The organism is Pseudomonas sp. DR208 (genome assembly GCF_019823005.1).
Classification (GTDB): Bacteria; Pseudomonadota; Gammaproteobacteria; order Pseudomonadales; family Pseudomonadaceae; genus Aquipseudomonas; species Aquipseudomonas extremorientalis.
Map to the genome: position 1 here is coordinate 2,825,311 of NZ_CP081944.1, position 26,500 is coordinate 2,851,810.

29 protein-coding genes are annotated in these 26,500 nt (G+C 61.2%); 11 read left to right on the forward strand and 18 right to left on the reverse strand.

Features of this window, described 5'->3' with window-relative positions; all coding sequences use genetic code 11:
- Nucleotides 1-8 precede the first annotated feature (8 nt).
- The 7 genes from K5K89_RS12825 (at nt 9) to K5K89_RS12855 (ending at nt 5,472) form a co-directional block, all read left to right on the forward strand.
- The gene (locus K5K89_RS12825; RefSeq protein ID WP_092245013.1) at nt 9-290 is read left to right on the forward strand and encodes a hypothetical protein; all 282 of its coding nucleotides are present in this window, start codon (nt 9-11) and stop codon (nt 288-290) included.
- Between the two features lie 54 nt (nt 291-344).
- A complete protein-coding gene (locus K5K89_RS12830) occupies nt 345-1,169 on the forward strand; it encodes a DUF692 domain-containing protein (protein ID WP_222541550.1) in 825 nt (274 codons plus the stop codon).
- Nucleotides 1,166-1,915: a DNA-binding domain-containing protein gene (locus tag K5K89_RS12835; protein WP_222541551.1), complete on the forward strand. Its 750-nt coding sequence runs from the start codon at nt 1,166-1,168 to the stop codon at nt 1,913-1,915. The genes K5K89_RS12830 and K5K89_RS12835 overlap by 4 nt, the downstream gene beginning before the upstream one ends.
- Complete coding sequence (locus K5K89_RS12840) at nt 1,908-2,360, forward strand: alpha/beta fold hydrolase (protein ID WP_222541552.1); 453 nt, start codon at nt 1,908-1,910, stop codon at nt 2,358-2,360. Before K5K89_RS12835 ends, K5K89_RS12840 begins: the two co-directional genes overlap by 8 nt.
- Nucleotides 2,361-2,446: 86 nt before the next feature.
- Entirely contained in the window at nt 2,447-3,811 is a 1,365-nt protein-coding gene (locus K5K89_RS12845; protein ID WP_222541553.1) for an MFS transporter, read from the forward strand.
- A gap of 46 nt (nt 3,812-3,857) precedes the next feature.
- Entirely contained in the window at nt 3,858-4,988 is a 1,131-nt protein-coding gene (locus tag K5K89_RS12850; protein WP_092245028.1) for an MFS transporter, read from the forward strand.
- Nucleotides 4,989-5,004: 16 nt separating this feature from the next.
- Nucleotides 5,005-5,472 carry an MEKHLA domain-containing protein gene (locus K5K89_RS12855; protein WP_261401102.1) on the forward strand — a complete coding sequence of 156 codons (468 nt, stop codon included), beginning with the start codon at nt 5,005-5,007 and terminating at the stop codon, nt 5,470-5,472.
- Here the strand turns inward: K5K89_RS12855 and K5K89_RS12860 are convergent.
- On the reverse strand, nt 5,469-5,990 hold the full coding sequence (locus tag K5K89_RS12860; RefSeq protein WP_093512786.1) for a DUF3087 family protein: 522 nt from the start codon (nt 5,988-5,990) through the stop codon (nt 5,469-5,471). The two genes, K5K89_RS12855 and K5K89_RS12860, sit on opposite strands and share 4 nt — an antisense overlap.
- Nucleotides 5,991-6,103: 113 nt before the next feature.
- On the opposite strand from K5K89_RS12860, the gene K5K89_RS12865 reads away from it, so the two are divergent.
- Both K5K89_RS12865 and K5K89_RS12870 read left to right on the forward strand, forming a co-directional pair.
- Nucleotides 6,104-6,280 (forward strand): hypothetical protein, encoded by a 177-nt coding sequence (locus K5K89_RS12865; RefSeq protein WP_222541554.1) that lies wholly within the window; start codon nt 6,104-6,106, stop codon nt 6,278-6,280.
- A gap of 14 nt (nt 6,281-6,294) precedes the next feature.
- Nucleotides 6,295-6,495, forward strand: a complete 201-nt coding sequence (locus K5K89_RS12870; protein ID WP_083351478.1) for a DUF6021 family protein — start codon at nt 6,295-6,297, stop codon at nt 6,493-6,495.
- A gap of 21 nt (nt 6,496-6,516) precedes the next feature.
- On the opposite strand, the gene K5K89_RS12875 is transcribed toward K5K89_RS12870, so the two are convergent.
- From K5K89_RS12875 to K5K89_RS12890, 4 genes are all read right to left on the reverse strand, one after another.
- Nucleotides 6,517-7,026: a flavin reductase family protein gene (locus K5K89_RS12875; protein WP_222541555.1), complete on the reverse strand. Its 510-nt coding sequence runs from the start codon at nt 7,024-7,026 to the stop codon at nt 6,517-6,519.
- 70 nt (nt 7,027-7,096) lie between these two features.
- Entirely contained in the window at nt 7,097-8,131 is a 1,035-nt protein-coding gene (locus K5K89_RS12880) for a methionine synthase (protein ID WP_071491912.1), read from the reverse strand.
- 27 nt (nt 8,132-8,158) lie between these two features.
- A complete protein-coding gene (locus tag K5K89_RS12885; RefSeq protein ID WP_222541556.1) occupies nt 8,159-9,142 on the reverse strand; it encodes a DUF1852 domain-containing protein in 984 nt (327 codons plus the stop codon).
- Nucleotides 9,143-9,356: 214 nt separating this feature from the next.
- On the reverse strand, nt 9,357-9,593 hold the full coding sequence (locus K5K89_RS12890; RefSeq protein ID WP_058425027.1) for a DUF6555 family protein: 237 nt from the start codon (nt 9,591-9,593) through the stop codon (nt 9,357-9,359).
- A gap of 120 nt (nt 9,594-9,713) precedes the next feature.
- Between K5K89_RS12890 and K5K89_RS12895 the strand changes: the two genes are divergently transcribed.
- Nucleotides 9,714-10,547: an arylamine N-acetyltransferase family protein gene (locus K5K89_RS12895; RefSeq protein ID WP_071491910.1), complete on the forward strand. Its 834-nt coding sequence runs from the start codon at nt 9,714-9,716 to the stop codon at nt 10,545-10,547.
- Nucleotides 10,548-10,673: 126 nt separating this feature from the next.
- On the forward strand, nt 10,674-11,426 hold the full coding sequence (locus tag K5K89_RS12900; protein WP_093123849.1) for an outer membrane beta-barrel protein: 753 nt from the start codon (nt 10,674-10,676) through the stop codon (nt 11,424-11,426).
- Between the two features lie 354 nt (nt 11,427-11,780).
- Here the strand turns inward: K5K89_RS12900 and K5K89_RS12905 are convergent, their stop codons facing one another.
- From K5K89_RS12905 to nuoC, 13 genes are all read right to left on the reverse strand, one after another.
- A complete protein-coding gene (locus K5K89_RS12905; protein ID WP_071491908.1) occupies nt 11,781-12,095 on the reverse strand; it encodes a helix-turn-helix domain-containing protein in 315 nt (104 codons plus the stop codon).
- Nucleotides 12,085-12,435, reverse strand: a complete 351-nt coding sequence (locus tag K5K89_RS12910; RefSeq protein ID WP_093513166.1) for a toxin — start codon at nt 12,433-12,435, stop codon at nt 12,085-12,087. The genes K5K89_RS12905 and K5K89_RS12910 overlap by 11 nt, the downstream gene beginning before the upstream one ends.
- A 240-nt stretch (nt 12,436-12,675) precedes the next feature.
- Entirely contained in the window at nt 12,676-14,139 is a 1,464-nt protein-coding gene (nuoN, locus tag K5K89_RS12915; protein WP_058425023.1) for an NADH-quinone oxidoreductase subunit NuoN, read from the reverse strand.
- Between the two features lie 7 nt (nt 14,140-14,146).
- Nucleotides 14,147-15,679 carry an NADH-quinone oxidoreductase subunit M gene (nuoM, locus tag K5K89_RS12920; RefSeq protein WP_010209575.1) on the reverse strand — a complete coding sequence of 511 codons (1,533 nt, stop codon included), beginning with the start codon at nt 15,677-15,679 and terminating at the stop codon, nt 14,147-14,149.
- Between the two features lie 49 nt (nt 15,680-15,728).
- A complete protein-coding gene (gene nuoL / locus K5K89_RS12925; RefSeq protein ID WP_071491906.1) occupies nt 15,729-17,582 on the reverse strand; it encodes an NADH-quinone oxidoreductase subunit L in 1,854 nt (617 codons plus the stop codon).
- Nucleotides 17,579-17,887, reverse strand: coding sequence for an NADH-quinone oxidoreductase subunit NuoK (nuoK, locus tag K5K89_RS12930; RefSeq protein WP_003174727.1), 309 nt, complete (start codon nt 17,885-17,887; stop codon nt 17,579-17,581). The genes nuoL and nuoK overlap by 4 nt, the downstream gene beginning before the upstream one ends.
- 2 nt (nt 17,888-17,889) lie before the next feature.
- Nucleotides 17,890-18,393: an NADH-quinone oxidoreductase subunit J gene (gene nuoJ / locus K5K89_RS12935; RefSeq protein WP_016974048.1), complete on the reverse strand. Its 504-nt coding sequence runs from the start codon at nt 18,391-18,393 to the stop codon at nt 17,890-17,892.
- A 9-nt stretch (nt 18,394-18,402) separates the two neighbouring features.
- Nucleotides 18,403-18,951 (reverse strand): NADH-quinone oxidoreductase subunit NuoI, encoded by a 549-nt coding sequence (gene nuoI / locus K5K89_RS12940; RefSeq protein ID WP_003174725.1) that lies wholly within the window; start codon nt 18,949-18,951, stop codon nt 18,403-18,405.
- An 11-nt stretch (nt 18,952-18,962) separates the two neighbouring features.
- The gene (gene nuoH, locus K5K89_RS12945) at nt 18,963-19,970 is read right to left on the reverse strand and encodes an NADH-quinone oxidoreductase subunit NuoH (RefSeq protein WP_071491905.1); all 1,008 of its coding nucleotides are present in this window, start codon (nt 19,968-19,970) and stop codon (nt 18,963-18,965) included.
- Entirely contained in the window at nt 19,967-22,681 is a 2,715-nt protein-coding gene (gene nuoG / locus K5K89_RS12950) for an NADH-quinone oxidoreductase subunit NuoG (protein ID WP_222541557.1), read from the reverse strand. The genes nuoH and nuoG overlap by 4 nt, the downstream gene beginning before the upstream one ends.
- A 135-nt stretch (nt 22,682-22,816) precedes the next feature.
- Nucleotides 22,817-24,172 (reverse strand): NADH-quinone oxidoreductase subunit NuoF, encoded by a 1,356-nt coding sequence (gene nuoF / locus K5K89_RS12955; RefSeq protein WP_025858970.1) that lies wholly within the window; start codon nt 24,170-24,172, stop codon nt 22,817-22,819.
- Nucleotides 24,169-24,666 carry an NADH-quinone oxidoreductase subunit NuoE gene (gene nuoE / locus K5K89_RS12960; protein ID WP_003174721.1) on the reverse strand — a complete coding sequence of 166 codons (498 nt, stop codon included), beginning with the start codon at nt 24,664-24,666 and terminating at the stop codon, nt 24,169-24,171. The genes nuoF and nuoE overlap by 4 nt, the downstream gene beginning before the upstream one ends.
- Before the next feature lie 2 nt (nt 24,667-24,668).
- Nucleotides 24,669-26,453 (reverse strand): NADH-quinone oxidoreductase subunit C/D, encoded by a 1,785-nt coding sequence (gene nuoC, locus K5K89_RS12965; RefSeq protein ID WP_025858969.1) that lies wholly within the window; start codon nt 26,451-26,453, stop codon nt 24,669-24,671.
- Nucleotides 26,454-26,500 lie beyond the last annotated feature (47 nt).

Genomic DNA, 26,500 nt, shown 5'->3' on the forward strand with positions numbered 1-26,500 from the left:
AAACACCCATGAACACTGCACTCAAATCCCGCCTGAGCCTCGCTGCCGCTGCCGCCCTTATCGCCATGGCCTCGGCCTCATTCGCCAGCGCCGCCAGCGCCGCCAGCGCCGCCGACCAACAGGAAAAACCCGGCCGCTGCTACGGCGTCAACACCTGTAAAGGCACCAGCCTGTGTGCCACCGCCAAGAACGACTGCAAGGGTCTCAACAGCTGCAAGGGCGAAGGCGTGATCGTCAAGACCCCGTCCGAGTGCCTCAAGGCCGGTGGCACCTTGACCGAACCGAAGTAATCCACCCGGCGGGCCCTGTGTGGGCTCGCCACTTATTCGTTGCGGAGATCCGTCATGTCGACATCCAACCCTCACTTTTCAGGCTACGGCCTGGGGCTGCGCAAGGAGCATTACTGCGACTTCCTGGAGACTTCGGTGCCCGTGGATTTTGTCGAAGTGATCTCCGAAAACTTCATGGTCGCGGGCGGCCAGCCCCGGCACATCCTGCGCCAGGTGCGCGAGCGCTACCCGGTGGCACTGCATGGCGTGTCCATGTCCATCGGCACCGCCGAAGGGCTGGACACCGACTACCTGCGGCGCCTCAAGTCGCTGGTGGATGAAATTGAACCGCTGTTTGTCTCCGACCACCTGAGCTGGTCGCGCAGTGGCGGTTTCAATGCCCATGACTTGTTGCCGGTGCCCTACACCGACGAAGCGCTGGACCGGGTCTGCGCCAATATCCACCAGGCCCAGGACGTGCTGGGCCGTACGATGCTGTTCGAGAACCCGTCGAGTTACCTGGCGTTCGAGGGGGCCTGCATGACCGAGTGGGAGTTCATCACGGCCATGGCCCGGCGCACCGGCTGTGAACTGCTGCTGGACGTCAACAATGTGTTTGTCAGTGCGAGCAATCACGGTTTCGACGCCCTGGCGTTTCTCGACGGCATCCCCGCCGAGCGAGTACGCCAGGTGCACCTGGCCGGCCACAGCCAGGGCCGTGACATCTTGATCGACAGCCATGACAGCCCGGTGTGCACCGGCGTCTGGGAACTGTACGCACGGGCCATGCAACGGCTGGGGCCGGTGGTGACCATGATCGAGCGTGATGATGAGATCCCGCCGCTCGCCGAGCTGCTTCAGGAACTGTCGATGGCCCGGACGTTGGGGGCGGCGCTATGAACCTGGCGCAACTTCAGCAGGCTTTTCGCCGCTGGCTGGTGAACGCGTCGGATGAATCCGCGCAGTTGCTGGGCAGCAATCACGTCGGTTTGGCGGTGTACCAGAACAACTACCGCGCCCAGTTGGTGGGCTGCCTCGAACAGGCGTTCCCCAACCTGCGCCGTTGGCTTGGAGAGCAAGCGTTTCTGGCCGCGAGCATTACCCATATCGACAACCATCCGCCCTATGCCTGGACCCTGGATGCGTACCCCGAGGGGTTCCACGCCACCTTGAAGGATGTGTTTCCACAGAATCCGGATGTGCATGAGCTGGCCTGGATCGAGTCGGCCCTGAATGAGGCCTTTGTCGCCGCTGACGCGCAACCGCTGACCCTGGAAGCGCTGGCCGAGCTGGACTGGGACACGGCGGTATTGCAGCTCACACCGTCGTTGCGTTGCCACGACTTGACCACCAATGCCGAGGCCATCTGGTCGGCGCTGTGGCAGGAAACGTGCGCGCCGGAAGCGGTGATGCTGGAACAGGCGGGCGGTTTGCTGGTGTGGCGGCGGCAATTCACCTCGCGGCTGCGTCAGGTGGATGCGCTGGAACTTCAGGCGGTGCAGCAGGTACAGGCTGACGGCAGTTTCGCCGGGCTATGTGAGTTCCTTGTGCAACGCCTGGGGGAGGACGCGGGCGTGATGCAGGCAGGTGAATACCTGGCCGCTTGGCTGGGCAGTGAATTGATCGTGGGGGTGAGAGATGTTTGACCGTCGTGGTTTTTTATTGCTGGCGACGGTGGTGATCACCGCCCCGGCGTTTGCGCTGCAACAGGTGAGCACGGATGAGGGGGAGGTGCGTTATGAGCAGTTCGGGCCGGAGGACGGCCGCGCGATCATCTTGCTGGCGGCGGATGTGCAGGTGTTTGCGGCGGTCAGCGGGCCGCTGGCGGCGCAGGGTTTCCGGGTGATCGTACCGTACCTGCGCGAGGCCGATGACGTGGCGCTCGGCCAGGATGTGCTGGAACTGATGAACGCGCTGCATATCCCCGAGGCGGTGCTGGCCGGTGTGGAACAGGCCGCACGCGTGGCGACGCACACGGCGACCCTGAAACCGACACGCTGCGTGGGGCTGGTCACGCTCAACACGTTGCCCCAGGCGGGTTTTGCCGAGGCGGTAGGAGTGATGGCTAAAACCGGGCACTGGCGAACATGAAAATACGGACAGTTAGCCAATCGGCCACTGAATAAATTCGCGGCTGCCATTAATCTAACCGCCTTAGTCACCTGCGCGGATTGTTCATGTCTTCTGTTGCCGATGGGTTGCCCCTCGATAAACGCCTGCCGGCCGTGATCGCGATCTCCCTGGGGATCGGCATGGCGACCCTGGACACGGCCATCGTCAACACGGCGTTGCCGACCCTGGCCGAAGGGATCGGCACCGATTCCGCTTCGGTGATCTGGGTGGTCAATGCCTACCAGTTGGCGATCATCGCCACGGTGTTGCCGTTTGCTTCGCTCAGCGATGTGCTGGGGCATCGCCGGGTGTACCTCGGCGGGTTGTTGCTGTTTATTGTGTCGTCGCTGTTTTGCGGGTTGGCCGGCTCGCTGCTCACCCTGACTGCCGCGCGAGTGGCGCAAGGGCTTGGGGCGGCGGCGATCATGAGCGTGAACACGGCGTTGCTGCGGCATATCTACCCGTCAAAAATGCTCGGGCGCGGGCTGGGCTATAACTCGTTGGTGGTGGGGTTGGCCTTTACCCTTGGGCCGACGGCTGCGTCGGCGATTCTGTCGGTGGCGACCTGGCATTGGTTGTATCTGATCAACGTGCCGCTGGGGTTATTGGCCTTGGGGTTGGGCGTGCGCTCGTTGCCGACCCTGCCGATGACCGGGCATGCGTTCGACCGTCTTGCCGCCGTACTGTGCGCCGGGCTGTTCGCCCTGCTGGTGCTGGGCCTGGGCACGGCGGTGCACGGTGCCCAGGGTGCGCTGACGCTGGGTGTGATTGCTGTGGCACTGGTCTGCGGCGTGCTGCTGTTGCGGCGCCAGGCCGGGCACCCGGCACCGATGCTGGCGCTCGACCTGTTCAAGCGCCCGGTGTTTGCCTTGTCTTCCTTGACGGCTGTGTGTGCCTTCAGCGCCCAGGGCCTGGCCTTTGTGTCCCTGCCGTTTTTGTTGCAGGCGGTGCTCGGCCATAGCCAGGTGGAAACCGGTTTCCTGATGACGCCATGGCCGGCGGTGGTGGCGGTGATGGCGCTGGTTGCGGGGCGTCTGGCGGACCGTGTGTCCCTGGGCGTGCTGTGCGGCATCGGCTTGTTGATGCTCAGCGTGGGGATGGCTGCGTTGGCCACCCTGGGCAGCGGCGCCTCGGCATTTGATATCGGCTGGCGCATGGCGCTGTGCGGGGCCGGGTTCGGTTTTTTCCAGTCACCCAACCTCAAGGCGTTGATGACCAGCGCACCGCTGGCGCGCAGTGGCGGGGCGAGCGGCATCGTGGCGATTTCACGCCTGCTGGGCCAGACGCTGGGCGCATCGCTGGTAGCGTTGTGTTTCCACCTGTCCGTGGGCAGCGGCCCGCATTATGCGCTGTGGCTGGGCTGCGGGTTTGCACTGGTGGGAGCGGTGGCCAGTGGTCTGCGTTTGTTGCCCTATGGGAAAAAGGGCTGATTAACGCTACCGTGGCGACCTGAATATTTCGGGATGTTTCAGATTTATGTCCAGCCTGGCCCTCCGCACCGCTGATACCCACTCCCGCCGCGCCGCTTTGACCCTGGCTTTATGCCTGCCCAGTGACGTGTTGCTCTACCTGTTGCTGCCCATGGAATCCCAGGCGTTCGGCATCACCCTGGCCCAGGCCGGGGTGTTGCTGGCCGCCAACCGTCTGGTGCGGATTTTCGGCTACCGGCATGTGCTCAATTTCTACGCACGCAACGGCGACCGCCTGACCTGCATGATCGCCGCCGGCGCCGCAGCGTTGTGTGCGGTGGGCAACTCAATGTTGTCCGGGTTTGCCGCATTGCTCTGCCTGCGCCTGGTGTGGGGCTTGTGCTTTGCAGCGTTGAACCTGTCGACCCAAGTGCTGGCCACGTCGGAACCTGCCGGCGCCGCACGCCGCGCCGGGCGCTCACGGGCGTTGATCGCCCTGGGGCCGATGCTGGCGCTGCCCCTGGGCGGCTGGCTGACGCTGTGGGCCGGGCCGCGTCCGATCTTTCTGATTCTGGCCGGGTGTTGCCTGGTGGGCTTGTGGATGGCGCGCGGTTTGCCTACGGTCGGGCATGATTTGCACAGCACCCCGGGCCGACGCTTCAAATGGCCGGACAGTGTGGCAGTGTGGTCGTTTATCGAGGGCGTGGCGCTGGACGGGTTGTTTATCTTCGGCCTGTCGATCCAGGCGCAGAAGCTGCTGGGCGGGGATGCGGTGCTGATCGCCGGCGGCCTGATGGCGTTGCGTTATGTCTCGGAAATGCTCCTGAGCCCTTTGGGCGGTCGAGCGGCCCAGCGGTTTGGCGCCACCTCGATGCTGTTGCTGTTTTCGTTCCTGAGTGCCCTGGCCCTGACGGCGTTCGGCAGTTACTGGGTGATTGTCGGCGCGGCGGCGGTACTGGTGTTGCGCGCACTGCAACTGCCGCTGGTGACTACCCTGGTGGCGGAGCGCAATCCCGGGTCGATGCGCGTGTCGGCCCTGGCCTCGAATGCCGTGTGGCGCGATATCGGCGCCGGCCTCGGCCCCTTGCTCGCCGGCCTGCTGCTGCCGATCGCCTCGGCGCCGTGGGTGTTTGGCCTGGCCGGTGCAGCCATCGCCGTCAGTGCGGTGTTCTGCTGGCGGGCAAAAAATTCCAACTGATGATGTGAGGTTGTACGTGTCCTCTCAAGAAAGCTTCGTAGACGTGCTGGACAAGGCCTATCGACACTGGACCGGCCAGGGACTGCCGGCCCCGGCACACCTGGACGCACAACAGCGCCTGGCCTGGCTGCACCGCGACGCACCCTACAGCCTGCTGGCCCATGACGGCGGCGCAGATCCGCGATTTACGTATGTGAATGAATGCGCCCTGCAGTGCTTCAAATACCCGCGCGAGAGCTTTATCGGCATGCCCTCACGCTTCAGCGCTTCGGCCCTCGACCGCGATGCGCGTCAGCTGCTGCTGGAGCAAGTCACCGCCAACGGCATCGCCGAGGGCTACAGCGGTTGGCGGGTGGATGCGCACAACCAGCCGTTCATGATTCATGCCGGGGTGGTATGGACCTTGCTCGATGACGCCGGCCAGCCGTGCGGCCAGGCGGCGCTGTTCTGGCCCGACGAGCAGCGCATCGGCGAGTTGCCTTAAGCGGTTTTCAAGGCTGCCAGCCAGGCGGGGTCGAGACGGGTTTGTTCGGTGTCGATCCCCAGCGCCTGCATCCTGGCCTTGTGCGCCTCGACCTCAGCCACCAACTGCACCTGGGCGCTGGAGTTGGCCTCCAGCTCATGCATCTGCGTCAAGCCCAAGTGGTAGAAGCGCAGTACCTTGATCGCCGCCGGGTCATTGGCCTGCACCCGCTCGATGACCTTGTGCATCACATTGGTCACGCTCATCAGGCTGCGCTTGAGCTGCCAGCCATACACCGCCGGCGCGAGCCACCCCTGGGTCCAGAACGGGCCACGGATCAGGGCCATGGTAATCAGCACCCCGGCGAACACACCGCCGACATTGAAGCGGAAATTGTCACCGCCGGGCTCACCAAACAGCATCACCGCCAGGCTCGACAGCAGCATCGCCAGGGCGACGAACAACACGGCCACGATCAGCGTGCTGCGCCGGGTCTGTTGACGGAAGGTGACAGGGTCGCAGGGTTTGAGCTCGAACATCCGGGGCATTTCTCCAGAAGGGGCCGGCATCATCTCACGCTTGGGCAAACAAGTTGAACGATGCTGCACGGCGGTTTCTCTAAATTGATGTAGACCCTTTGAGGTGAGCCATCATGCCCGAATACAAGCAACCACCGCCCGGTACCCCGAACCCTGACCGCACACCCGGAGAGGAAGAGCGCGACAACGATGCGTTGCGCCCCAACGACCCGGCGGAGCGCCAGGAAGACGACGTGGAGCGCGTCGAGGAAGACCTTGAAAGCCTCCATGACAAGGCTCGCCCACTTTAAATGAGGAGAACGCCGTGAGTGACACATCGAAAGGCCCGGCTTCGGGCGAGCATTCCAGTGTTCAGGATGAACTGGGGTTTGATCCGGATTCACCGGATGTATCGGATCCGCAGGTAGACCCCATTGGCCCGGCTATCGCGCCGTTGGATAAGAAAAACACCGACAAGGACGAGCGGAAACCACCCTACGATCCGCTGGGAGATTTGAAGACTTGATCCGGACACAGTCCTTGCCGCTCAGTCTTGCCGACACGCATCGTGCGTGGCGAGGTCGCGATACTGTCCTTTGAAGTACAGCAATGGCTGCGAAGCAGTCGCTTCAGGCAGGTTCATGGCTTTCACTTCGCCGATCACGATCAGGTGATCACCCGCGGCGTGTTCGGCGTGAATTTCGCAATCCAGCCAGTACAGGCTGCCGGCAATGAGCGGATTGCCCAGTGGTGATCCCTGCCACTCCACGCCGTGCCACTTGTCTGTGCCTCGCCGAGCGAACTGGTTGGAAATCCTGACCTGCTCGCCGGACAGGATATTGACGGCAAACCGGCCGACCTGGCGCATCCTCGGATAGCTGGCTGAATTGGACATGACGCTGAATGACACCAGCGGCGGGCTCATCGACACGCTGTAGAACGACTGGCAAGTGAAGCCGATCGGCTCGCCGTCAACGTGGGAGGTAATCACTGTGATACCGGACGCGTAGTGCCCGAGGGCTTCTCGAAAGCGCGAGGGCTCGATGGGAGGTGACATGGGCGGTCCTGAATGGGGTGACGTGCGAATGCGCCAGGCAAGGCCTGACATCGTCAGGCCTTGCGCATTCTCAGTACGGGTTCGAGAGTTCGCTTCGGACAATCGCTGCGCCGGCACTCAACGCATTCAGCTTGCCCCTGGCGATGTGACGAGGCAGCGGCGCCATGCCACAGTTCGTGCAAGGGTAGAGCTTGTCGGCATCGACAAACTGCAGTGCTTTTCTCAAGGTGTTGGCGACTTCCTCGGGTGTTTCAATGGTGTGGCTGGCCACGTCGATGGCGCCGACCATCACTTTTTTGCCGCGGATAAGTTCAATCAGCTCCATGGGCACATGGGAGTTGTGACACTCCAGCGAGACGATATCGATACTGGATTGCTGCAGCTTGGGGAAGGCTTCTTCATATTGACGCCACTCTGATCCCAGCGTCTTTTTCCAGTCAGTATTGGCTTTGATGCCGTAGCCGTAGCAAATATGCACGGCGGTTTCGCATTTGAGGCCTTCAATGGCCCTTTCCAGGGTGGCCACGCCCCAGTCGTTCACCTCATCAAAGAACACGTTGAAGGCGGGCTCGTCGAATTGGATGATATCCACCCCGGCGGCTTCTAATTCAAGGGCTTCCTGGTTGAGGATTTTGGCGAATTCCCAGGCGAGCTTTTCACGACTCTTGTAATGGTTGTCATACAGCGTGTCGATCATCGTCATGGGGCCAGGCAGCGCCCACTTGATGGGTTGACTGGTTTGCTGGCGCAAGAACTTGGCGTCTTCGACAAACACGGGTTTCTGGCGGGAAACAGCCCCTACGACCGTTGGCACGCTTGCGTCATAACGATCACGGATTCGCACGGTCTCGCGTTTCTCGAAATCAACACCGCTGAGGTGTTCAATAAACGTCGTCACAAAGTGTTGGCGCGTCTGTTCACCATCACTGACGATATCAATGCCCGCGTGCTGTTGTTCCTGCAGGGACAGGCGCAAGGCGTCGTGTTTGCCCTCGGTCAATGCCTCATCCTGCAGTTTCCAGGGCGACCACAGTGTTTCAGGTTGAGCCAGCCAGGAAGGTTTAGGCAAACTGCCGGCGGTCGAAGTAGGTAACAACTTTTTCATCAGGGATGACCTTGTAGTATTAATGCGTCAAAGCGCGCAGTGGGCGGACCACTGTTGAAGAACAGCCTGGTAGGGTTTGATAAAGTGCTCTTCAACAAATTTTCCCTGTTCAATCGCCAGGCGGCTGCGTTCTTCTCGATCGTAGACAATCAACGTCAGTGAGTAATCCTGGTGCTTCAAGCTGGGTCGGTAGAATTTGCCGGCGGCAGAATTGGCATTGTAAATCTCGGGCCGGTAAATCTTCTGGAAAGTGTCCATGGTGCTGATGGTGCTGATGAGTTCAAGATTGCTGTAATCCGCCAGCAAGTCACCGGAAAAATAAAAGGCCAGCGGCGCAACACTGTTTGAAGGCATGAAGTAGCGAACCTTCAAGCCCATTTTACTGAAGTACTCATCCGTCAAGGAGTAGGCGTCCTGTTGGTATTCAAAGCCCAGTACAGGATGCTGGTTTTCTGTCCGATGATAGGTCCTGGTGTTCGAAACGCTCAGGCAGATCACCGGCGGCTTCTTGAAGTTTTCTTTGTACGTGTTTGAGTTGACGAAGTGCTTGAACAGTTTTCCATGCAAGTCGCCAAAGTTCTCGGGTGTGCTGAACTCGGTCTGATTCTTGTTGTGCGCTGACAAGGCAACGCTGAAATCGTAATCGCGAACGTAGGAGGAAAAGTTGTTGCCGACAATACCCTCACTGCGTTCATGGGTGTGTTGATCGACTATCGTCGTTTTCAATATTTCAATCAGCGGGATCGCATTGCCACGCTGTTCAGGGGCAATGTCCATTTCAACCGAGACGATATCAAGTTCCACTCTGTAGCGATCACCCTTGGGGTTATCCCACTGCGCCAATGCATTGAAACGATTGTTGATCATCCTCAATGTGTTGCGCAGATTCTCCTGGCGACTTTTACCCCTGGCCAAGTTGGCAAAGTTGGTGGTGATGCGCGTGTTTTTCGAGGGCTGATAATGTTCGTCGAAACGCAGGGTTTTGAGGGTAAAGGCAAACTCGCTGTTCATTGTGGCCTGACATCCTGATTTCCGGAATACACCTGATGGGTTGTTCAGGTGCCAGATTGATTTCTAGAATCAATAATTAGGATGTAGTTTAGGCAGCGCATGGGTCGAGTGAAATTGAATTGATTTCACTGAAGCGTTAGCCCTGTTCATGATGGGCAAATGGTCAACTGCAGAGGGTGTTAAAAGCCCCACCTTGTACGATGGGGCTATGCACTTACTTGGGTGCGATCCACGTGACATCCGTAATCCCAAACTTCTCCGCCCAGGGCCGGGTGGTTTTCTTGACCTGCTCATGCCCCACGCGCCCCACGCGACTCACATGGGCAATATCGGCATCCACCGCCGCCCAGTGCCAGGCCTCGGCGTTGTTCATCACTTCAGCACGCACCACAAAGGTTTTCGGTTGACCGTGCAGCTGATAATTGATCGTGTAGATTTTTGCGGTACTCATGTTGCCTCCCTGTGTTGTTATAGATGGATAGGGCGGCGTTCAAAAAGGTTCATTCAAAATGACAATCTGCAGGTTGGCGCGGCATAGTGATGCCTTCTTCCTGCGCCCAAGGATCGCGCCATGTCTCTGCTGACCCATAGCCGTCTCTACCTGCAACGCCTGGGTTATGACACGCCGCCGGCGCCCACCCTGCACACCTTGCAGGCCCTGCAACTGCGCCACGTGTGCAGCTTTGCCTTCGAGAACCTGTCGAGCCTGATACGCCTGCCGGTGCCGATCGACCTGCCCAGTGTCGAACAAAAAGTGCTGTTGGACGGGCGGGGCGGCTATTGCTATGAGCTGAACCAGATGTTCCTGGCCTTGCTGCAGGAACTCGGCTTCGAGGCGCGTGGCATCACCGGCCGGGTGGTGATGGGCGGGGCGCCGGATGCACGCACGGCGCGTACCCATCGTTTGAGCCTGGTGACCCTGGACGGCGTGCGCTACATCACCGATGTCGGCTTTGGCGGCATGGTGCCCAGCAGCCCGTTGCAACTGGACACCGAAGCGGTGCAGGCCACGGCCCATGAACCGTATCGCCTGACTTTCGACGGGCAGGGCAGTTACACCTTGTGGGCACAAGTGGCCGAGGAGTGGCGTGGCCTGTATGTGTTCGACCTGCAAGTACAGGCGGATATCGATTACGAAATCGGCAACTGGTACGTCTCCACCCACCCGGATTCGGTATTTGTGGGCCAACTGAAAGTCGCACGCCTGGCACCGGGCAAGCGCCATACCCTGAACAACACCCACTATGCGATCCACTCCCTGGACCGGCCGAGCGAAAAACGCACGCTTGGCAGTGCCGATGAGGTGGTGCAGATGCTGACTGAAACCTTCAGGATTCGCGTGCCGGACACGGCAACACTTCGGCAAACCCTGGATGGCCTGGTCCTGGCTGCCTCCCGGGAATAGTGAGCTAGAGCCTCGCTGAACCGTTTTACCTCCAAATCCACGCAAATTAATTCGAACCTTTGGCGCATGCCGGGGTTCGAACCGTTTCCTGAATAATTTGCTCACCAGACAAGGAGATGTAAAACGATGTCCAAGCTATTCGGAAAACTCTTCAAGGGTTCCTCGCTGCTGGCGCTGGTCGCTGCGCCTGCCGTGGTGTTCGCCGCACCGTCCACCGACCCGATCTCCACCTTCGGGATCCTGGGCAGCTACAACGACTTCAAATTCGAAGGCGGCAGCCAGAGCGACAAGAGCCACATGCCTGAGGCGGGCCTGTTCTACAACTTCGGCAACAAGCTCACCGCCGAATCCGGCTTTATCTACCAGGCCGGTATCGAAGCCAAATACGGCGAAAAGAGCGATAACAAACTCAAGGAAGGCCAGGCAGACCTGGATCTCGGCTGGCGCGCCGCGCTGGATGCGCGCAACTTTGTCGACGTGATCGTTGGCGGTGGCTACAGCTGGACCCGCTACGAGCCAGAGATCAACGACCTCGACGTGAAGCTCACCAACAAATCGCCGTTCGCCAAGGCGGCCCTGGGCTATAACCACCAGTTCGATGACATGACCCTGCGTCTTGAAGCTGGCGCCCGTCGCACCATCGACGGTCGTACCAAGCTCAAGGTGGAAGATTTCGGCAGCGACACCGTGGACCTCAAGGACCGCACCAACCCCTACGCCGAAGTCAGCCTGTTGATGAATCAGAAGGGTGACCTGCCGGTGGTCGCGGGCTTGTACTACACCCGCACCGAGTACAAACTCGACGGTAACTCCGAAGTGGCTGACAACACCAAACTCAAGCGAGATGAGTACGGGTTCAAGGTCGGTATCGCGTTCTAAGTGCATCGCCCGGACGTGGGCGGCCAACGCCCACGTTCAACTGTCCCCGCCAGCCCCCCTTTGTGTCCGCCAAAACCCTCAACGCAGTCGCGTCGCTGCCTTAGTGTGGAACCTGCTTTCCATATCCTGAGAAGAGAGGGTGGCCATGCCCCGCATCGCCTACCAGACCCTGGCCTGGGCAATTTTCACCTCGGCGCGTTGGGCGTGGCCACTCCCATCCGCTCGCAGAACCGCACCCTGTATCACCTGCGCGAACGCTAGTGGACCGCCAGGACTGGGAGTGGCTGCGCATAACATGCTCGGCGGCCCATAGTGCTGAATGAAAAAGCCCCGAACCTGTCGGGGCTTTGTTGATCAACCCAATGCAGCGAGTTGCGCTACGGTTTCCGGGAAACGTGCCACCAGGCGAATCAGGGTGGCGGCCTGGGCATTTGGCTTGGCCCGACCTTGTTCCCAGTTTTCCAGGGTGCGGGTGTTGGTGCGCAGGTACATGGCGAACACCGACCGGGAGAGGTTGAGTTGTTGACGCACGGCCACCACCTCCTCGGCGGTAAGCGGCTCCAGTTGATTGAGATGAACCTTATGGGTTCGCAGGGTGACTTTGCCCTGGCGTTCGTTTGCCAGGGCGTCGAAGCCTTCGACCAGTTCGGAAAAGATTTCACGTTTCATGATGTGTTCTCGCTTTGATTTCCCTGTCCAGCATGTGTTTTAGGGCTTTTTTGTGCTGTGGTGTCAGGTCATCCTGTTCGTGCTTGCCGTACAGGGTGAACAGCCAGAATTGCGTGCCGCCCGACCACCAGTAGTAAATGACCCGCAGGCCACCGCGCTTGCCTTTGTTGCGTCGCTCGTCGATGAAGCGAACCTTGCGCAGTCCGCCTGTTCCCTCGATCACATCTCCTGCTTCCGGGTTCTTCATCAACTCTTGTTGAAAACCCTGGAAAAGCTCGTCACTCAGATAGTCCTTGCGATGCCGCTCGAAGGGCGGCAGTTCGATAAATAGAGCATCCATGTTCTGTACGTAGACTGCGTAGAGTTTGGTGGCCCACCTGCTTATGGTCAAGTGACCTGGCTGTGGGAACTTTCCTAAAACTCAAACACCATACGGCGGGCTTCGGCGTGCATATGCCAGATGAGTAGGCGAGTGGAAGAGGAAATTTCCGTGAGTTGAAAAGGGTGTTTGAACCCCATTGCCCAGAATGCAAAACGGCGCCCGAAGGCGCCGTTTTGTTGACTGCATACCGCTAAGCGATCAAACGCCCAACACCGCGTGCTGCACCAGGGTGAGCAGCGGTTGTGGGTACACGCCCAGGAAGAACGCGAGCAGGGCAATGGCCAGCAGCATTACACCGCCTGCCTTCTGTTCCCAGTGCAGTTCGGCATCCACACGGCGCAGGTTTGGCTCGATCAGGTACAGGGTGACCATCACGCGCAGGTAGTAGAACACGCCGATGGCGCTGCCCAGTACCAGGGAGGCAACCAACCACCACTCGTGCGCTTCGACGCCGGTGGCGACGATGTAGAACTTGCCGATGAAGCCCGCCGTGAGCGGAATACCAGCCAGGGACAGCATCATCACGGTCAGTACGGCGGTCAGGTACGGACGGCGCCAGAACAGGCCGCGGTACTCGTACAGGGCGTCGGCGTCACGGCCTTTGAACGGCGAGGACATCAGGGTGATTACGCCGAACGCGCCGAGGCTGGTGATCACGTAGGTGACCAGGTACACACCCATGGCTTCCACGGCCAGGCCTTTGCTCGCCACCAGGGCGATCAGCAGGTAGCCGAAGTGAGCGATGGACGAGTAACCCAGCAGACGCTTGAGGTTGTTCTGGGTCAGGGCCAGCAGGTTACCGAACAGGATCGACGCGATGGCGATCACGGTCAGCACGTTACTCAGCACGCCAGTGTTGGCAGCAGGCGAGATCTGGAACAGACGCACCATCACCGCAAACACCGCAACCTTCGACGCGGTCGCCAGGAAAGCGGCCACCGGCGCCGGGGCGCCTTCGTACACGTCCGGGGTCCACAGGTGGAACGGCACCAGCGACAGCTTGAACGCCAGGCCGATCAGCATCATGGCCAGGCCCAGTTGGGCAATCGGCGCAGGCAGGCTGGTGGTGGCCAGGGCGTGGCCGATACCGGTGAAGCTCAGGCTGCCGGCTTCGGCGTAGAGCAGGGCCATGCCGAACAACAGGAACGCGGAACCGGCGGCGGACAGCACCATGTACTTGATGCCGGCTTCCAGGGAGCGCTTGTTGAAGAACGCGTAGGCCACCAGGCCGTAGGTCGGGATCGACAGCAGTTCCAGGCCGATGAACAGGCCGGCCAGGTGCTGTGCGCTGACCAGCACGATGCCACCGGCCGCGGCCAGCAGGATCAGCAGGTACAGCTCTTCCTTGTTGCCTGGGTAACCGGTGCCGCCTTCGCCCATGTAGGCGTGGGCGAGGGTGACGCAGGCCAGGGTCGCGACCAGGATCAGCGCGATATACAGCAGGGCGAAGTCATCCACCATCATCAAAGGCGTGACCGCCAATGGCGCGACCTTGAGGGCCGGGATGATCGACAGCAGGGCCAGGTTCAGACCGGCACAGGACAGCAGGAACGTTTGCGAGTGATTGCGGCGCCAGGCGATTGCCAGCATCACCACCACGATGGTGAGGCTGGTGATCAGCAGCGGCGCAAGCGCGATAAAGTGTTGGATCGTGAATTCCATAGCGCTCTTACCGGGCCGAAGCGAGTTGAGAGAAGGCGGTGCCGAACCACTGCTGCACGCCATGCATCGTTGCGGCAGAAGTGTCCAGGAACGGTTGCGGATACACGCCGATATAGATCAGCAGTACCGCAAGGCCGAGCACCATGATCAGTTCGCGAGCATCCATCCCTTGCAGGACGGTGTCGGACTTGGCCGGGCCGAAGTAGGCGCGGTGGATCATGATCAGCGAGTAGACCGAACCGAACACCAGGCCGGAGGTAGCAATCGCACTGATCCACGGCGTTTGCACGAAGGCACCCATCAGGATCAGGAACTCGCCGATGAAGTTACCGGTGCCCGGCAAGCCCAGGGACGCGGCGGCGAAGAACAGGCTGATCGCCGGCAGGTAGGCGATGCGCGACCACACGCCACCCATTTCACGCATGTCACGGGTGTGCAGGCGCTCGTACAGCTGGCCACTCAGGATAAACAGGGCAGCGGCCGAGACACCGTGGGCCAGCATCTGGATCACCGCGCCCTGCAGCGCCAGTTGGCTGCCGGAGTAGATACCGATCAGTACGAAGCCCATGTGGGAAACGGACGAGAAGGCAATCAGACGCTTGATGTCGGTTTGCGCGAACGCCAGGAACGCACCGTAGAAGATCCCGATCAGACCCAGGGTCATGGCGATCGGCGCGAACTCGGCCGAGGCATTCGGGAACAGCGGCAGGGCGAAACGCAGCAGGCCGTAGGCCGCAGTCTTCAGCAGGATACCGGCCAGGTCCACGGAACCGGCAGTCGGCGCCTGGGCGTGCGCATCAGGCAGCCAGGAGTGGAACGGCACCACCGGCAGCTTCACCGCGAAGGCGATGAAGAAGCCCAGCATCAGGATGTACTCGGTGGTCAGGGACATCTTGGTCTTCAACAGGTCGGCGTAGTTGAAGGTAATCACGCCGGTGTTATTGAAGTTGACCAGTACCAGGCCCAGGATCGCCACCAACATGATCAGGCCGGAAGCCTGGGTGAAGATGAAGAACTTGGTCGCCGCGTAGATCCGGGTTTTCTTGCCGTCCGAAGAACTGTGACCCCAGAGCGCGATGAGGAAGTACATCGGCACCAGCATCATTTCCCAGAAGAAGAAGAACATGAACAGGTCGAGGGCGAGGAACACGCCGACGACACCGCCCAGGATCCACATCAGGTTCAGGTGGAAGAAACCCACGTGACGCTGGATCTCTTTCCAGGAGCAGAGTACCGAGAGGATACCCAGCAGGCCGGTCAGCAGGATCATCAACAGCGACAGGCCGTCGAGGGCCAGGTGCACGTTGATGCCGAAGCGCTGGATCCACACGTGCTTGAATTCAAGCGCGAAGGTCGGATCGACACCCGGTGCCGGAGCAAATGAATAGTCGCCATGGGCCCACAGCCAGAGGCCGAGCGCGAGTTCCAGGGACATGGTCAGCAACGCAATCCAGCGGGGGAGGGTGGCGCCGAAGCGTTCACCCATCCAGCAGAGCAGGCCGCCGATGAAGGGGATCAGGATTAGCCAGGGCAGAATCATGACAGGCTCGTTTCCTTTCGCAAGTTCGCAAAGATCGCAATGTTCATAGTCATATCGCTACCACGACGATGGCGCCGATTACCAGCACGGCACCGGCCGCCATGGAGGCTGCATACCAGCGCAGTTGGCCAGTCTCGCTGCGGCTCAGGGCGGTGTGACCGGCCTTGGCGGCACGCGGGATCAGACCGATGGTCTGGTCGAGCGGGTCCTTGCGCAGAATGTGGCTGATGGCGAGGTAAGGCTTGACGAACAGTTTGTCGTAGATCCAGTCGAAGCCCCAGGCGGCGAACCACCAGGCCGACAGGAAGCGGCCGATGCCACTGTTGGCGACGGCCGTCACGAAGCGACGCTTGCCGAGGAACAGCAGGGCCGCCAGCAGGATACCGGCAATGGCGATGGCGCCCGAGGCGATTTCCAGGCTGTGCTGGGCTTCGCCACCGGCATGGCCGACGCTTTGCGGCAGTACACCGTGCAGAGGCGGGGTGATCATGGCGCCGACGAAGGTCGACAGGATGATCAGTACCGACAACGGCAACCAGTGCGAGATGCCGTGGCCTGCGTGAGCTTCGGTCTTGGCTTCACCGTGGAAGGTGATGAAGATCAGGCGGAAGGTGTACAGCGAGGTCATGAACGCACCCACCAGGCCTGCGTACAGCAGGTTCTGGTTGCCGCTGGCGAAGGCTTCCCAGAGGATTTCATCCTTCGAGTAGAAACCGGCGGTCACCAGCGGCAGGGCGGCCAGGGCGGCACCACCGACGATGAAGCTGGCATAGGCCAGTGGCAGTTTCTTCCACAGGCCGCCCATCTTGAAGATGTTCTGCTCGTGGTGGCAGGCCACGATCACCGCACCGGAAGCGAGGAACAGCAAGGCCTTGAAGAAGGCGTGGGTCATCAGGTGGAAGATCGCCGCGTCCCAGGCGCCAACGCCCAGGGCCAGGAACATGTAGCCGATCTGGCTCATGGTCGAGTAGGCAAGGATGCGCTTGATGTCGGTCTGTACCAGGGCAGCAAAGCCAGCCAGGACCAGGGTCACGCCACCAACGATGCCGACCAGGTGCAGGATGTCCGGCGCCAGGGTGAACAGGCCGTGGGTACGGGCGATCAGGTAGACACCGGCGGTTACCATGGTGGCAGCGTGGATCAGTGCGGAAACCGGAGTAGGGCCGGCCATCGCGTCCGCCAGCCAGGTTTGCAGTGGCAGTTGCGCGGATTTACCCACGGCGCCGCCGAGCAGCATCAGGGTGGCCAGGGTGATCCAGAAGTCGCCAACCTGGAATTTCTGCGGTGCCAGCACCAGCAGTTCCTGGATGTTCAGCGTGCCCACTTGCTGGAACAGGATGAACAGGCCGATGGCCATGAACACGTCGCCGATGCGGGTGACGATAAAGGCCTTGAGTGCTGCGTTACCGTTGTTGCGGTTGCTGTAGTAGAAACCGATCAACAGGTACGAGCACAGGCCCACGCCTTCCCAGCCGAAGTACAGGAACAACAGGTTATCGCCGAGCACCAGGAACAGCATGCTGGCGATAAACAGGTTGGTGTACGAGAAGAAGCGCGAGTAACCGGCTTCACCGCGCATGTACCAGGACGCGAACAGGTGGATCAGGAAGCCCACGCCGACCACCACGCCGAGCATGGTGATCGACAGGCCGTCGACGTAGAGGGCGAAGTTGGGCTTGAAGCCCTCCACCGACATCCACTGCCACAGCACCAGGGTGTAGTGACCGCCTTCCGGCGGTGCCACGTTGAATTGCCAGATGACGTAGGCGGCAACGATCGCCGACAGGCCAATGGAACCCACGCCCACCAGGGCAGACAGATTTTCCGACCAGCGTCCACGGGAGAACGACAGCAGCAGGAAACCGATCAGGGGAAATACGAAAGTCAGAAAGATCATGTTCATCCGCGCATCTCACTGGCAGCGTCGATATCAAGCGTGTGGAAGCGACGATACAGTTGCAGCAGGATCGCCAGGCCAATGCTGGCCTCGGCGGCTGCCAGGCTGATCACCAGGATGAACATGACTTGTCCATCCGGCTGGCCCCAACGTGCACCCGCAACGATGAACGCCAGTGCCGCGGCGTTCATCATGATTTCCAGGCTCATCAACACGAACAGAATGTTACGGCGGACCATCAGGCCGACCAGGCCAAGGCAGAACAGGATGCCGGCGACCGCCAGACCATGCTCCAAAGGGATAGCAGGCATCGTCATTGCTCCTTGGCTTCGTTGCGGCCCAAGTGGAAGGCGGTGACGGCTGCAGCGAGCAGCAGCATCGACGCCAGTTCGACCACCAGCAGGTACGGGCCGAACAGGCTGATGCCCACGGCTTTTGCATCCACGGTGGTGTGGCCGATGGCCTGGCCGCTCTGGTGAGCGAACAGCACATACAGCAGTTCACCCAGCAGCAGCGCTGCCAGGACAACCGGACCGAGCCAGATGCCGGGCTTGAGCCAGACGCGTTCCTGGGCGACCGAAGCCGGCCCCAGGTTGAGCATCATCACCACAAACACGAACAGCACCATGATGGCGCCGGCATAGGCGATCACTTCCAGCACACCGGCGAACGGCGCGCCGAGGCTGAAGAAGGTCATGGCCACGGCGATCAGCGAAATGATCAGGTAGAGCAGGGCGTGCACGGGGTTGGTGTTGGTGATCACGCGAAGCGTGGACACAACCGCGATACCCGATGCGAAATAGAAAGCGAATTCCATCTTTCTTCCTTAAGGCAGCAAGCTCTTCACGTTGATCGGCTCGGCTTCGTTTTGTGCGGCGCCTTTCGGCTTACCGGCAACGGCCATACCTGCAACACGATAGAAGTTGTAATCAGGGTTTTTACCGGGACCAGAGATCAACAGATCTTCTTTCTCGTACACCAGGTCCTGACGTTTGAACTCGGCCATCTCGAAATCCGGTGTGAGCTGGATCGCGGTGGTCGGGCAAGCTTCCTCGCAGAGGCCGCAGAAAATGCAGCGCGAGAAGTTGATGCGGAAGAAGTCCGGGTACCAGCGACCGTCTTCGGTTTCAGCTTTCTGCAGGGAGATGCAACCCACCGGGCACGCCACGGCGCACAGGTTGCAGGCTACGCAACGCTCTTCGCCATCGGGGTCGCGGGTCAGTACGATGCGGCCGCGGTAGCGCGGCGGCAGGTATACCGCTTCTTCCGGGTATTGCAGGGTGTCGCGTTTGCGAAAGCCGTGACCGAACACCATCACCAGGCTTCGCAACTGGGTACCGGTACCCTTAACGATGTCGCCAATATATTTGAACATGGGTCAAATCCTCACTGAACCGCAGCCGCTGGCGTGTGCATCAGCACCACGGCAGCAGTCACCAGCAAATTGATCAGGGTCAGCGGCAGGCAGAAGCGCCAGCTGAAATCCATCACCTGGTCATATCGTGGACGCGGAATGGAAGCGCGCAGCAGGATAAACAACATGATGAAGAACGCGGTCTTCAGGAAGAACCAGAAGAACGCCAACTGCGGCAGGATGCCGAACGGTCCGTGCCAGCCGCCGAAGAACAGCGTGACCAGCAGGGCCGAGATCAGGATGATGCCGATGTATTCACCGACGAAGAACATGCCCCACTTCATGCCGGCGTATTCGATGTGGTAACCGTCGGCCAGTTCCTGTTCCGCTTCCGGCTGGTCGAACGGGTGACGGTGAGTCACGGCGACGCCAGCGATGAAGAAGGTACAGAAGCCGAAGAACTGCGGAATGATGAACCACAGGTTCTGTGCCTGGTACTCGACGATGTCGCGCATGTTGAACGAGCCGACCTGCACCACGATGCCCATCAGCGCCAGGCCCATGAACACTTCGTAGGACACGGTCTGGGCCGAGGCCCGCAAGCTGCCCAGCAGGGCGAACTTGTTGTTGCTCGACCAGCCGGCGAACAGTACTGCGTAGACCGACAGGCCGGCCATGGCGAAGAAGAACAGCAAGCCGATGTTCAGGTCCGCCACGCCCCAGGTCGGGGTGATCGGGATGATCGCGAAGGCGATCAGCAAGGCGCTCATGGCCACGACCGGTGCCAGGGTGAAGATCACCTTGTCGGCAAACGGCGGGGTCCAGTCTTCCTTGAAGAACATTTTCAACATGTCGGCGGCGATCTGGAACATGCCGAACGGGCCAACGCGGTTCGGACCGTAGCGGTCCTGCCACCAGCCCAGCAGGCGACGTTCGACGAAGCTGAGCAGGGCGCCCGCGACGACCACGGCCAACAGGATCACGATGGCCTTGACGACCGAGATGATCACGTCGATCACTTCAGGGGTGAACCAGGTCATTGCGCTGCCTCCTGCAGACCGTCAACGGTTTTGCCAAAGATCGCAGGCGGAATACCGGCGAGGCCTTTTGGCAGTGCAACCAGGCCTGCACCCAACTCATCGTTGATGCGCAGCGGCAGACGCAGGGTCTGGCCGGCCACGTTCAGGCTGAGCAGGGCACCGTCGTTGACGCCCAGGCGGTCGGCTTCGGACTTGGCCAGGGATACGTAGGCTTCAGGGATGCGGCTTTGCACCGGCGCGGCCTTGGAAGAGTTCTCTTCGCTGCCGAACAGGTGGAAGAACGGCACAACCTGCCAGGTGCCCTGGGCCGGGTTGAACGGACGCGGTACGGCGGCGAACCAGTTCAGTGCGTCACCGGTGCTTTCGATCAGGCGGGTGCCCGGGTCGCCAGCGCGGATGTGACCACCGACTTCGTCCTGGAACTTGTTCCAGGCCTGCGGCGAGTTCCAGCCCGGCGACCAGGCGAATGGCACCTGCTGACGCGGCTCGACCGAACCCGAGTAGCCTTCCATGGAGAAGGCGAACGCGGTGTCGTTGTCTTGCGGGGTACGCGGTTCGTGCACGCTGATGTCGGCGCGCATCGCGGTACGACCGGAATAACGCAGCGGTTCACGGGCCAGTTTCAAGCCCTTGATGCGGAACGAAGCGGACGGTGCCGCATCGACAATCCGCGCCAGTTGCGGGGTGCTGGCAGCGGTGGCTGCGGTGACGTGGTCGAGCTGGGTCCAGTCGATCGGCTGGTTCAGCAGGGTGGCGCGCAAGGCATGCAGCCAGCGCCAGCCTTCGTGAACCAGGATGCTGGCGTCCATGTACTTCGGATCGAACACCTGGAAGAAGCGCTGGGCACGGCCTTCCTGGCTGACCAGGGTGCCGTCGCCTTCGGCGAAGGCGGCGGCCGGCAGTACCAGGTGGGCGCGGTCGCTGGTGGCGGTCTTCTGGTGATCGGCAACGATCAGCACTTTGGCCGCGTTCAGTGCCGCGTCGACCTTGGCCGCATCGGTGCGGGTGTACAAGTCGTTTTCCAGTACCACGATGGCGTCGGCGCTGCCGTCGGTCACCGCTTGCAGGGCTGCGTCCAGGGACTCGCCACCGAGCATGGCCAGGCCGAGGCTGTTGGCTTCCGGCACCACCAGGCTGATGGAACCGTTCTTGTCGCGCAGCTTCAGGGCCTTGGCGATGTTGGCAGCGGCTTCGATCAGCGCCTTGGAACCCAACGAGGTGCCAGCAATGATCAATGGGCGCTTGGCCGCCAGCAGGGCGTCGGCGATGCGCTGGGCCAGTTCTCCGGCTTCGGTGTCCAGGCCTTCGACGGCAGGCGCGCTGGCGTCCAGGGCGTGGGCCACGGCGAAACCGAGGCGGGCCAGGTCGTCCGGTGCTGCGTGCACACATTCTTCAGCGATGTCGTCGAGCTTGGTTTCAGCAATGCTCGCAATAAACAGCGGGTTCAGCGCGTGCTGGCCGATGTTCTTCACTGCGGCGTCGAGCCACGGCTGTACGCGCATGGCGTCGGCCATGTCTTCGGCCTTGCCCTTGACCGACTGGCGCAGCGACAGGGCGATGCGGGCGGCGGTCTGGGTCAGGTCTTCACCGAGCACGAAGATCGCGTCGTGGTCTTCGATGTCGCGCATGTTCGGTACGGGCAGCGGGCTGTCGTTCAGCACCTGCAGGACCAGGCGGATGCGCTCCAGTTCACCGGCTTCGATACCGCTGTAGAAGTGCTCGGCGCCGACCAGCTCGCGCAAGGCGAAGTTGCTTTCGAGGCTGGCGCGGGGCGAACCGATACCGACGATGTTGCGGCCGCGCAGCAGGTCGGCAGCTTTATCCAGCGCGTCGTCCAGGCTCAGCTTGGCGCCGTCGGCCAGCAGTGGTTGGCGAGGGCGGTCTTCGCGGTTGACGTAGCCATAGCCGAAACGGCCACGGTCGCACAGGAAGTACTGGTTGACCGAACCGTTGAAGCGGTTTTCGATGCGACGCAATTCGCCGTAGCGCTCGCCCGGGGAAATGTTGCAACCGCTGGAGCAGCCATGGCAGATGCTCGGGGCGAACTGCATGTCCCACTTGCGGTTGTAGCGCTCGGAGTGCGTCTTGTCGGTGAACACACCGGTCGGGCATACCTCGGTGAGGTTGCCGGAGAACTCGCTTTCGAGCACGCCGTCTTCAACACGACCGAAGTACACGTTGTCGTGGGCGCCGAATACGCCGAGGTCGGTGCCGCCGGCGTAGTCCTTATAGAAGCGCACGCAGCGATAGCAGGCGATGCAACGGTTCATTTCGTGGGAAATGAACGGGCCGAGGTCCTGGTTCTGGTGGGTACGCTTGGTGAAGCGATAACGGCGCTCGTTGTGGCCGGTCATCACGGTCATGTCTTGCAGGTGGCAGTGACCGCCTTCCTCACAGACCGGGCAGTCGTGGGGGTGGTTGGTCATCAGCCATTCGACGACGCTGGCGCGGAACGCCTTGGATTCTTCATCGTCGATGGAGATCCAGGTGTTGTCGGTGGCTGGGGTCATGCAGGACATGACGATACGACCACGGGTGTCGTTCTCGTCGGTGTACTGCTTGACCGCACACTGGCGGCAGGCCCCGACGCTACCAAGCGCGGGGTGCCAGCAGAAATACGGGATATCGAGACCGAGCGACAGACAGGCCTGTAACAGGTTGTCTGCCCCATCGACTTCGAGCGCTTTGCCGTCTACGTGGATAGTGGCCATGGTTCAAAGTTCTTCGTTGGCCCGTTGTCAGCGGGCGTGGCTAATGGAATCTTGTTATTCATGGGCCTCAACACAGCCTCTACGGCGTCAGCCCATGAGAAAGCGAAGGGCACGGACCCTTCGCCTTTTAAAGCGTTACGCGCCGACTACGATCGGCCTTGCCAGAGGCGGGACGGCAGCGCTGGTAGGCGCGATGCCGGCTTCGAACTCCGAGCGGAAGTATTTGATTGCGCTGCCCAATGGCTCCACGGCGCCCGGTGCGTGAGCACAGAAGGTCTTGCCCGGGCCGAGGAAACCGACCAGGCCCAGCAGGGTCTCGATATCACCCTCGCGGCCTTCGCCGTTTTCCAGCGCCATCAGCAGCTTCACGCTCCATGGCAGACCGTCGCGGCATGGGGTGCAGAAGCCGCAGGACTCGCGGGCAAAGAACTGCTCCATGTTGCGCAGCAAGGACACCATGTTCACGGTGTTGTCGACCGCCATCGCCAGGCCGGTACCCATCCGGGTGCCCACCTTGCCGATGCCGCCGGCATACATTTGTGCGTCGAGGTGCTCGGGCAACAGGAAACCGGTACCGGCGCCGCCTGGCTGCCAGGCTTTCAGGGTGTAGCCGTCGCGCATGCCGCCGGCGTAGTCCTCGAACAGCTCGCGTGCGGTCACGCCGAACGGCAGCTCCCACAGGCCAGGGTTCTTGACCTTGCCGGAGAAGCCCATGAGCTTGGTGCCCATGTCCTCGCTGCCTTCGCGGGCCAACGATTTGTACCAGTCCACGCCGTCGGCGATGATCGCCGGCACGTTGCACAGGGTCTCGACGTTGTTCACGCAGGTCGGCTTGCCCCACACGCCCACGGCGGCAGGGAAGGGCGGCTTGGAGCGCGGGTTGGCGCGGCGACCTTCGAGGGAGTTGATCAGTGCGGTTTCTTCACCGCAGATGTAGCGCCCGGCGCCGGTGTGCACGAACAGTTCGAAGTCAAAACCCGAACCCAAGATGTTCTTGCCCAACAGGCCGGCGGCCTTGGCTTCTTCCACGGCACGGTTGAGGTGCTTGGCGGCGGTGGTGTACTCGCCACGCAGGAAGATGTAGCCCCGGTAGGTTTTCAGCGCGCGGGCGCTGATCAGCATGCCTTCGATGAGCAGATGGGGCAGTTGCTCCATCAGCATGCGGTCTTTCCAGGTGTTCGGCTCCATTTCATCCGCGTTGCACAGCAGGTAGCGGATGTTGATGGATTCGTCCTTGGGCATCAGGCCCCACTTCACGCCCGTGGGGAAGCCTGCACCGCCGCGGCCTTTGAGGCCAGCGTCTTTCACGGTCTGGACGATATCGTCCTGGGCCATGTCCGCGAAGGCTTTGCGCGCAGCCGCGTAGCCGTTCTTGGCCTGGTACTCGTCGAACCATACCGGTTCGGCATCGTCACGCAGGCGCCAGGTCAGCGGGTGGGTCTCGGGCGAACGCTTGATCAGGTTGGCCGGGCCGAAAGAAGTCAGGGTCATGGGTAGCCCTCGAGCAATTGGGTCACGCCAGCGGGCTGCACGTCACCGAATGTGTCGTCGTCGATCATCAACGCCGGCGCCTTGTCGCAGTTGCCCAGGCAGCACACCGGCAGCAGCGTGAAGCGGCCGTCCGGGGTGGTCTGGCCGAGGCCGATGCCCAGCTTGTTCTGGATCTCGCTGACCACCGATTCGTGGCCGCCGATGTAGCAGACCATGCTGTCGCACACGCGAATGATGTGGCGGCCCACCGGCTGACGGAAGATCTGGCTGTAGAACGTGGCCACCCCTTCGACGTCGCTGGCAGGGATGCCGAGGATTTCGCCGATGGCGTAGAGGGCGCCGTCCGGCACCCAGCCTCGTTCCTTCTGGACGATCTTCAAGGCTTCGATCGACGCCGCGCGCGGGTCTTCGTAGTGATGCAGCTCGTGCTCGATGGCCGAGCGCTCGGTTTCACTCAAGGTGAAACGGTCTGTCTGGATAAGCGTGCTGTTCATGCTTAGCGGTCCACGTCGGCCATAACGAAATCGATACTACCCAGGTACGCAATCAAGTCCGCGACCATCTCGCCTTTGATCACCGAAGGGATCTGCTGCAAGTGGGCGAAGCTCGGGGTACGGATCCGGGTGCGGTAGCTCATGGTGCCGCCATCGCTCGTCAGGTAATAACTGTTGATACCCTTGGTCGCTTCGATCATCTGGAAGGACTCGTTGGCCGGCATGACCGGGCCCCACGAAACCTGCAGGAAGTGCGTGATCAGGGTTTCGATGTGCTGCAGCGTGCGCTCTTTCGGCGGCGGCGTGGTCAGCGGGTGATCCGCCTTGTACGGGCCGGCCGGCATGTTGCGCATGCACTGCTCGATGATCTTCAGGCTCTGGCGCATTTCTTCGACGCGCACGATGCAACGGTCGTAGGCATCGCCATTGGCCGCCAGCGGGACTTCGAATTCGAAATTCTCATAACCGGAGTACGGACGTGCTTTACGCAGGTCGAAATCGCAGCCGGTGGAACGCAGGCCGGCACCGGTGACGCCCCATTCCAGGGCTTCCTTGGTGTTGTACTGCGCGACGCCGATGGTACGCCCCTTGAGGATGCTGTTATCCAGCGCGGCCTTTTGGTACTCGTCCAGGCGCTTGGGCATCCAGTCGATGAATTCCTTGACCAGGCGTTCCCAGCCGTTCGGCAGGTCGTGGGCCACGCCGCCGATGCGGTACCAGGCCGGGTGCAGGCGGAAACCGGTGATGGCTTCGATGACCTTGTAGGCGCGCTGACGGTCGGTGAAGGTGAAGAACACCGGGGTCATGGCGCCGACGTCCTGGATATAGGTCCCCAGGAACAGCAGGTGGCTGGTGATCCGGAAGAACTCGGCCATCATGATGCGGATGGTGTCGACGCGGTCCGGTACCTTGATACCGGCCAGTTTCTCGACCGAGAGCACGTACGGCAGGTTGTTCATCACGCCGCCGAGGTAATCGATACGGTCGGTGTACGGGATGAAACTGTGCCACGACTGGCGCTCGGCCATTTTCTCGGCACCACGGTGGTGGTAGCCGATGTCCGGCACGCAGTCGACGATTTCTTCGCCGTCCAGTTGCAGGATGATACGGAAGGCGCCGTGGGCCGAAGGGTGGTTCGGGCCCAGGTTGAGGAACATGTAGTCCTCGTTGGTGCCGGAGCGCTTCATGCCCCAGTCTTCCGGACGGAAGCGTGCAGCCTCCTCTTCAAGCTGTTGCTTGGCGAGGTTGAGGCTGAACGGGTCGAATTCGGTGGCGCGCGCAGGGAAGTCCTTGCGTAGCGGGTGACCTTCCCAGGTCGGCGGCATCATGATGCGCGTCAGGTGCGGGTGGCCCGGGAAGTCGATGCCGAACATGTCCCAGACTTCGCGTTCGTACCAACTGGCGTTCGGCCAGATACCGGTCACGGTCGGCACGCTCAGGTCGCTCTCGGACAGGGCGACCTTGATCATCACGTCGCTGTTACGTTCGATCGACAGCAGGTGGTAGAACACGGTGAAATCGGCGCCGCTCGGCAGCCCCTGGCGCTTGGTGCGCAGACGCTCATCCACACCGTGCAGGTCATAGAGCATGACGTACGGCTTGGGCAGGTTGCGCAGGAAGGTCAGGACTTCGACAAGCTTGGCACGCGCCACCCACAGCACAGGCATGCCGGTGCGTGTGGCCTGGGCGGTGAAGGCGTCAGGGCCAAAACGGTTATTGAGTTCGACGACCACATCCTGGTCGTCTGCCTTATAAGGCGGGATGTACAGAGCACTGCCTGTAGTCATGGTTTTTTATCGCTTTCGGTCAACGTAAAGAATGAAACCAGGTGTTC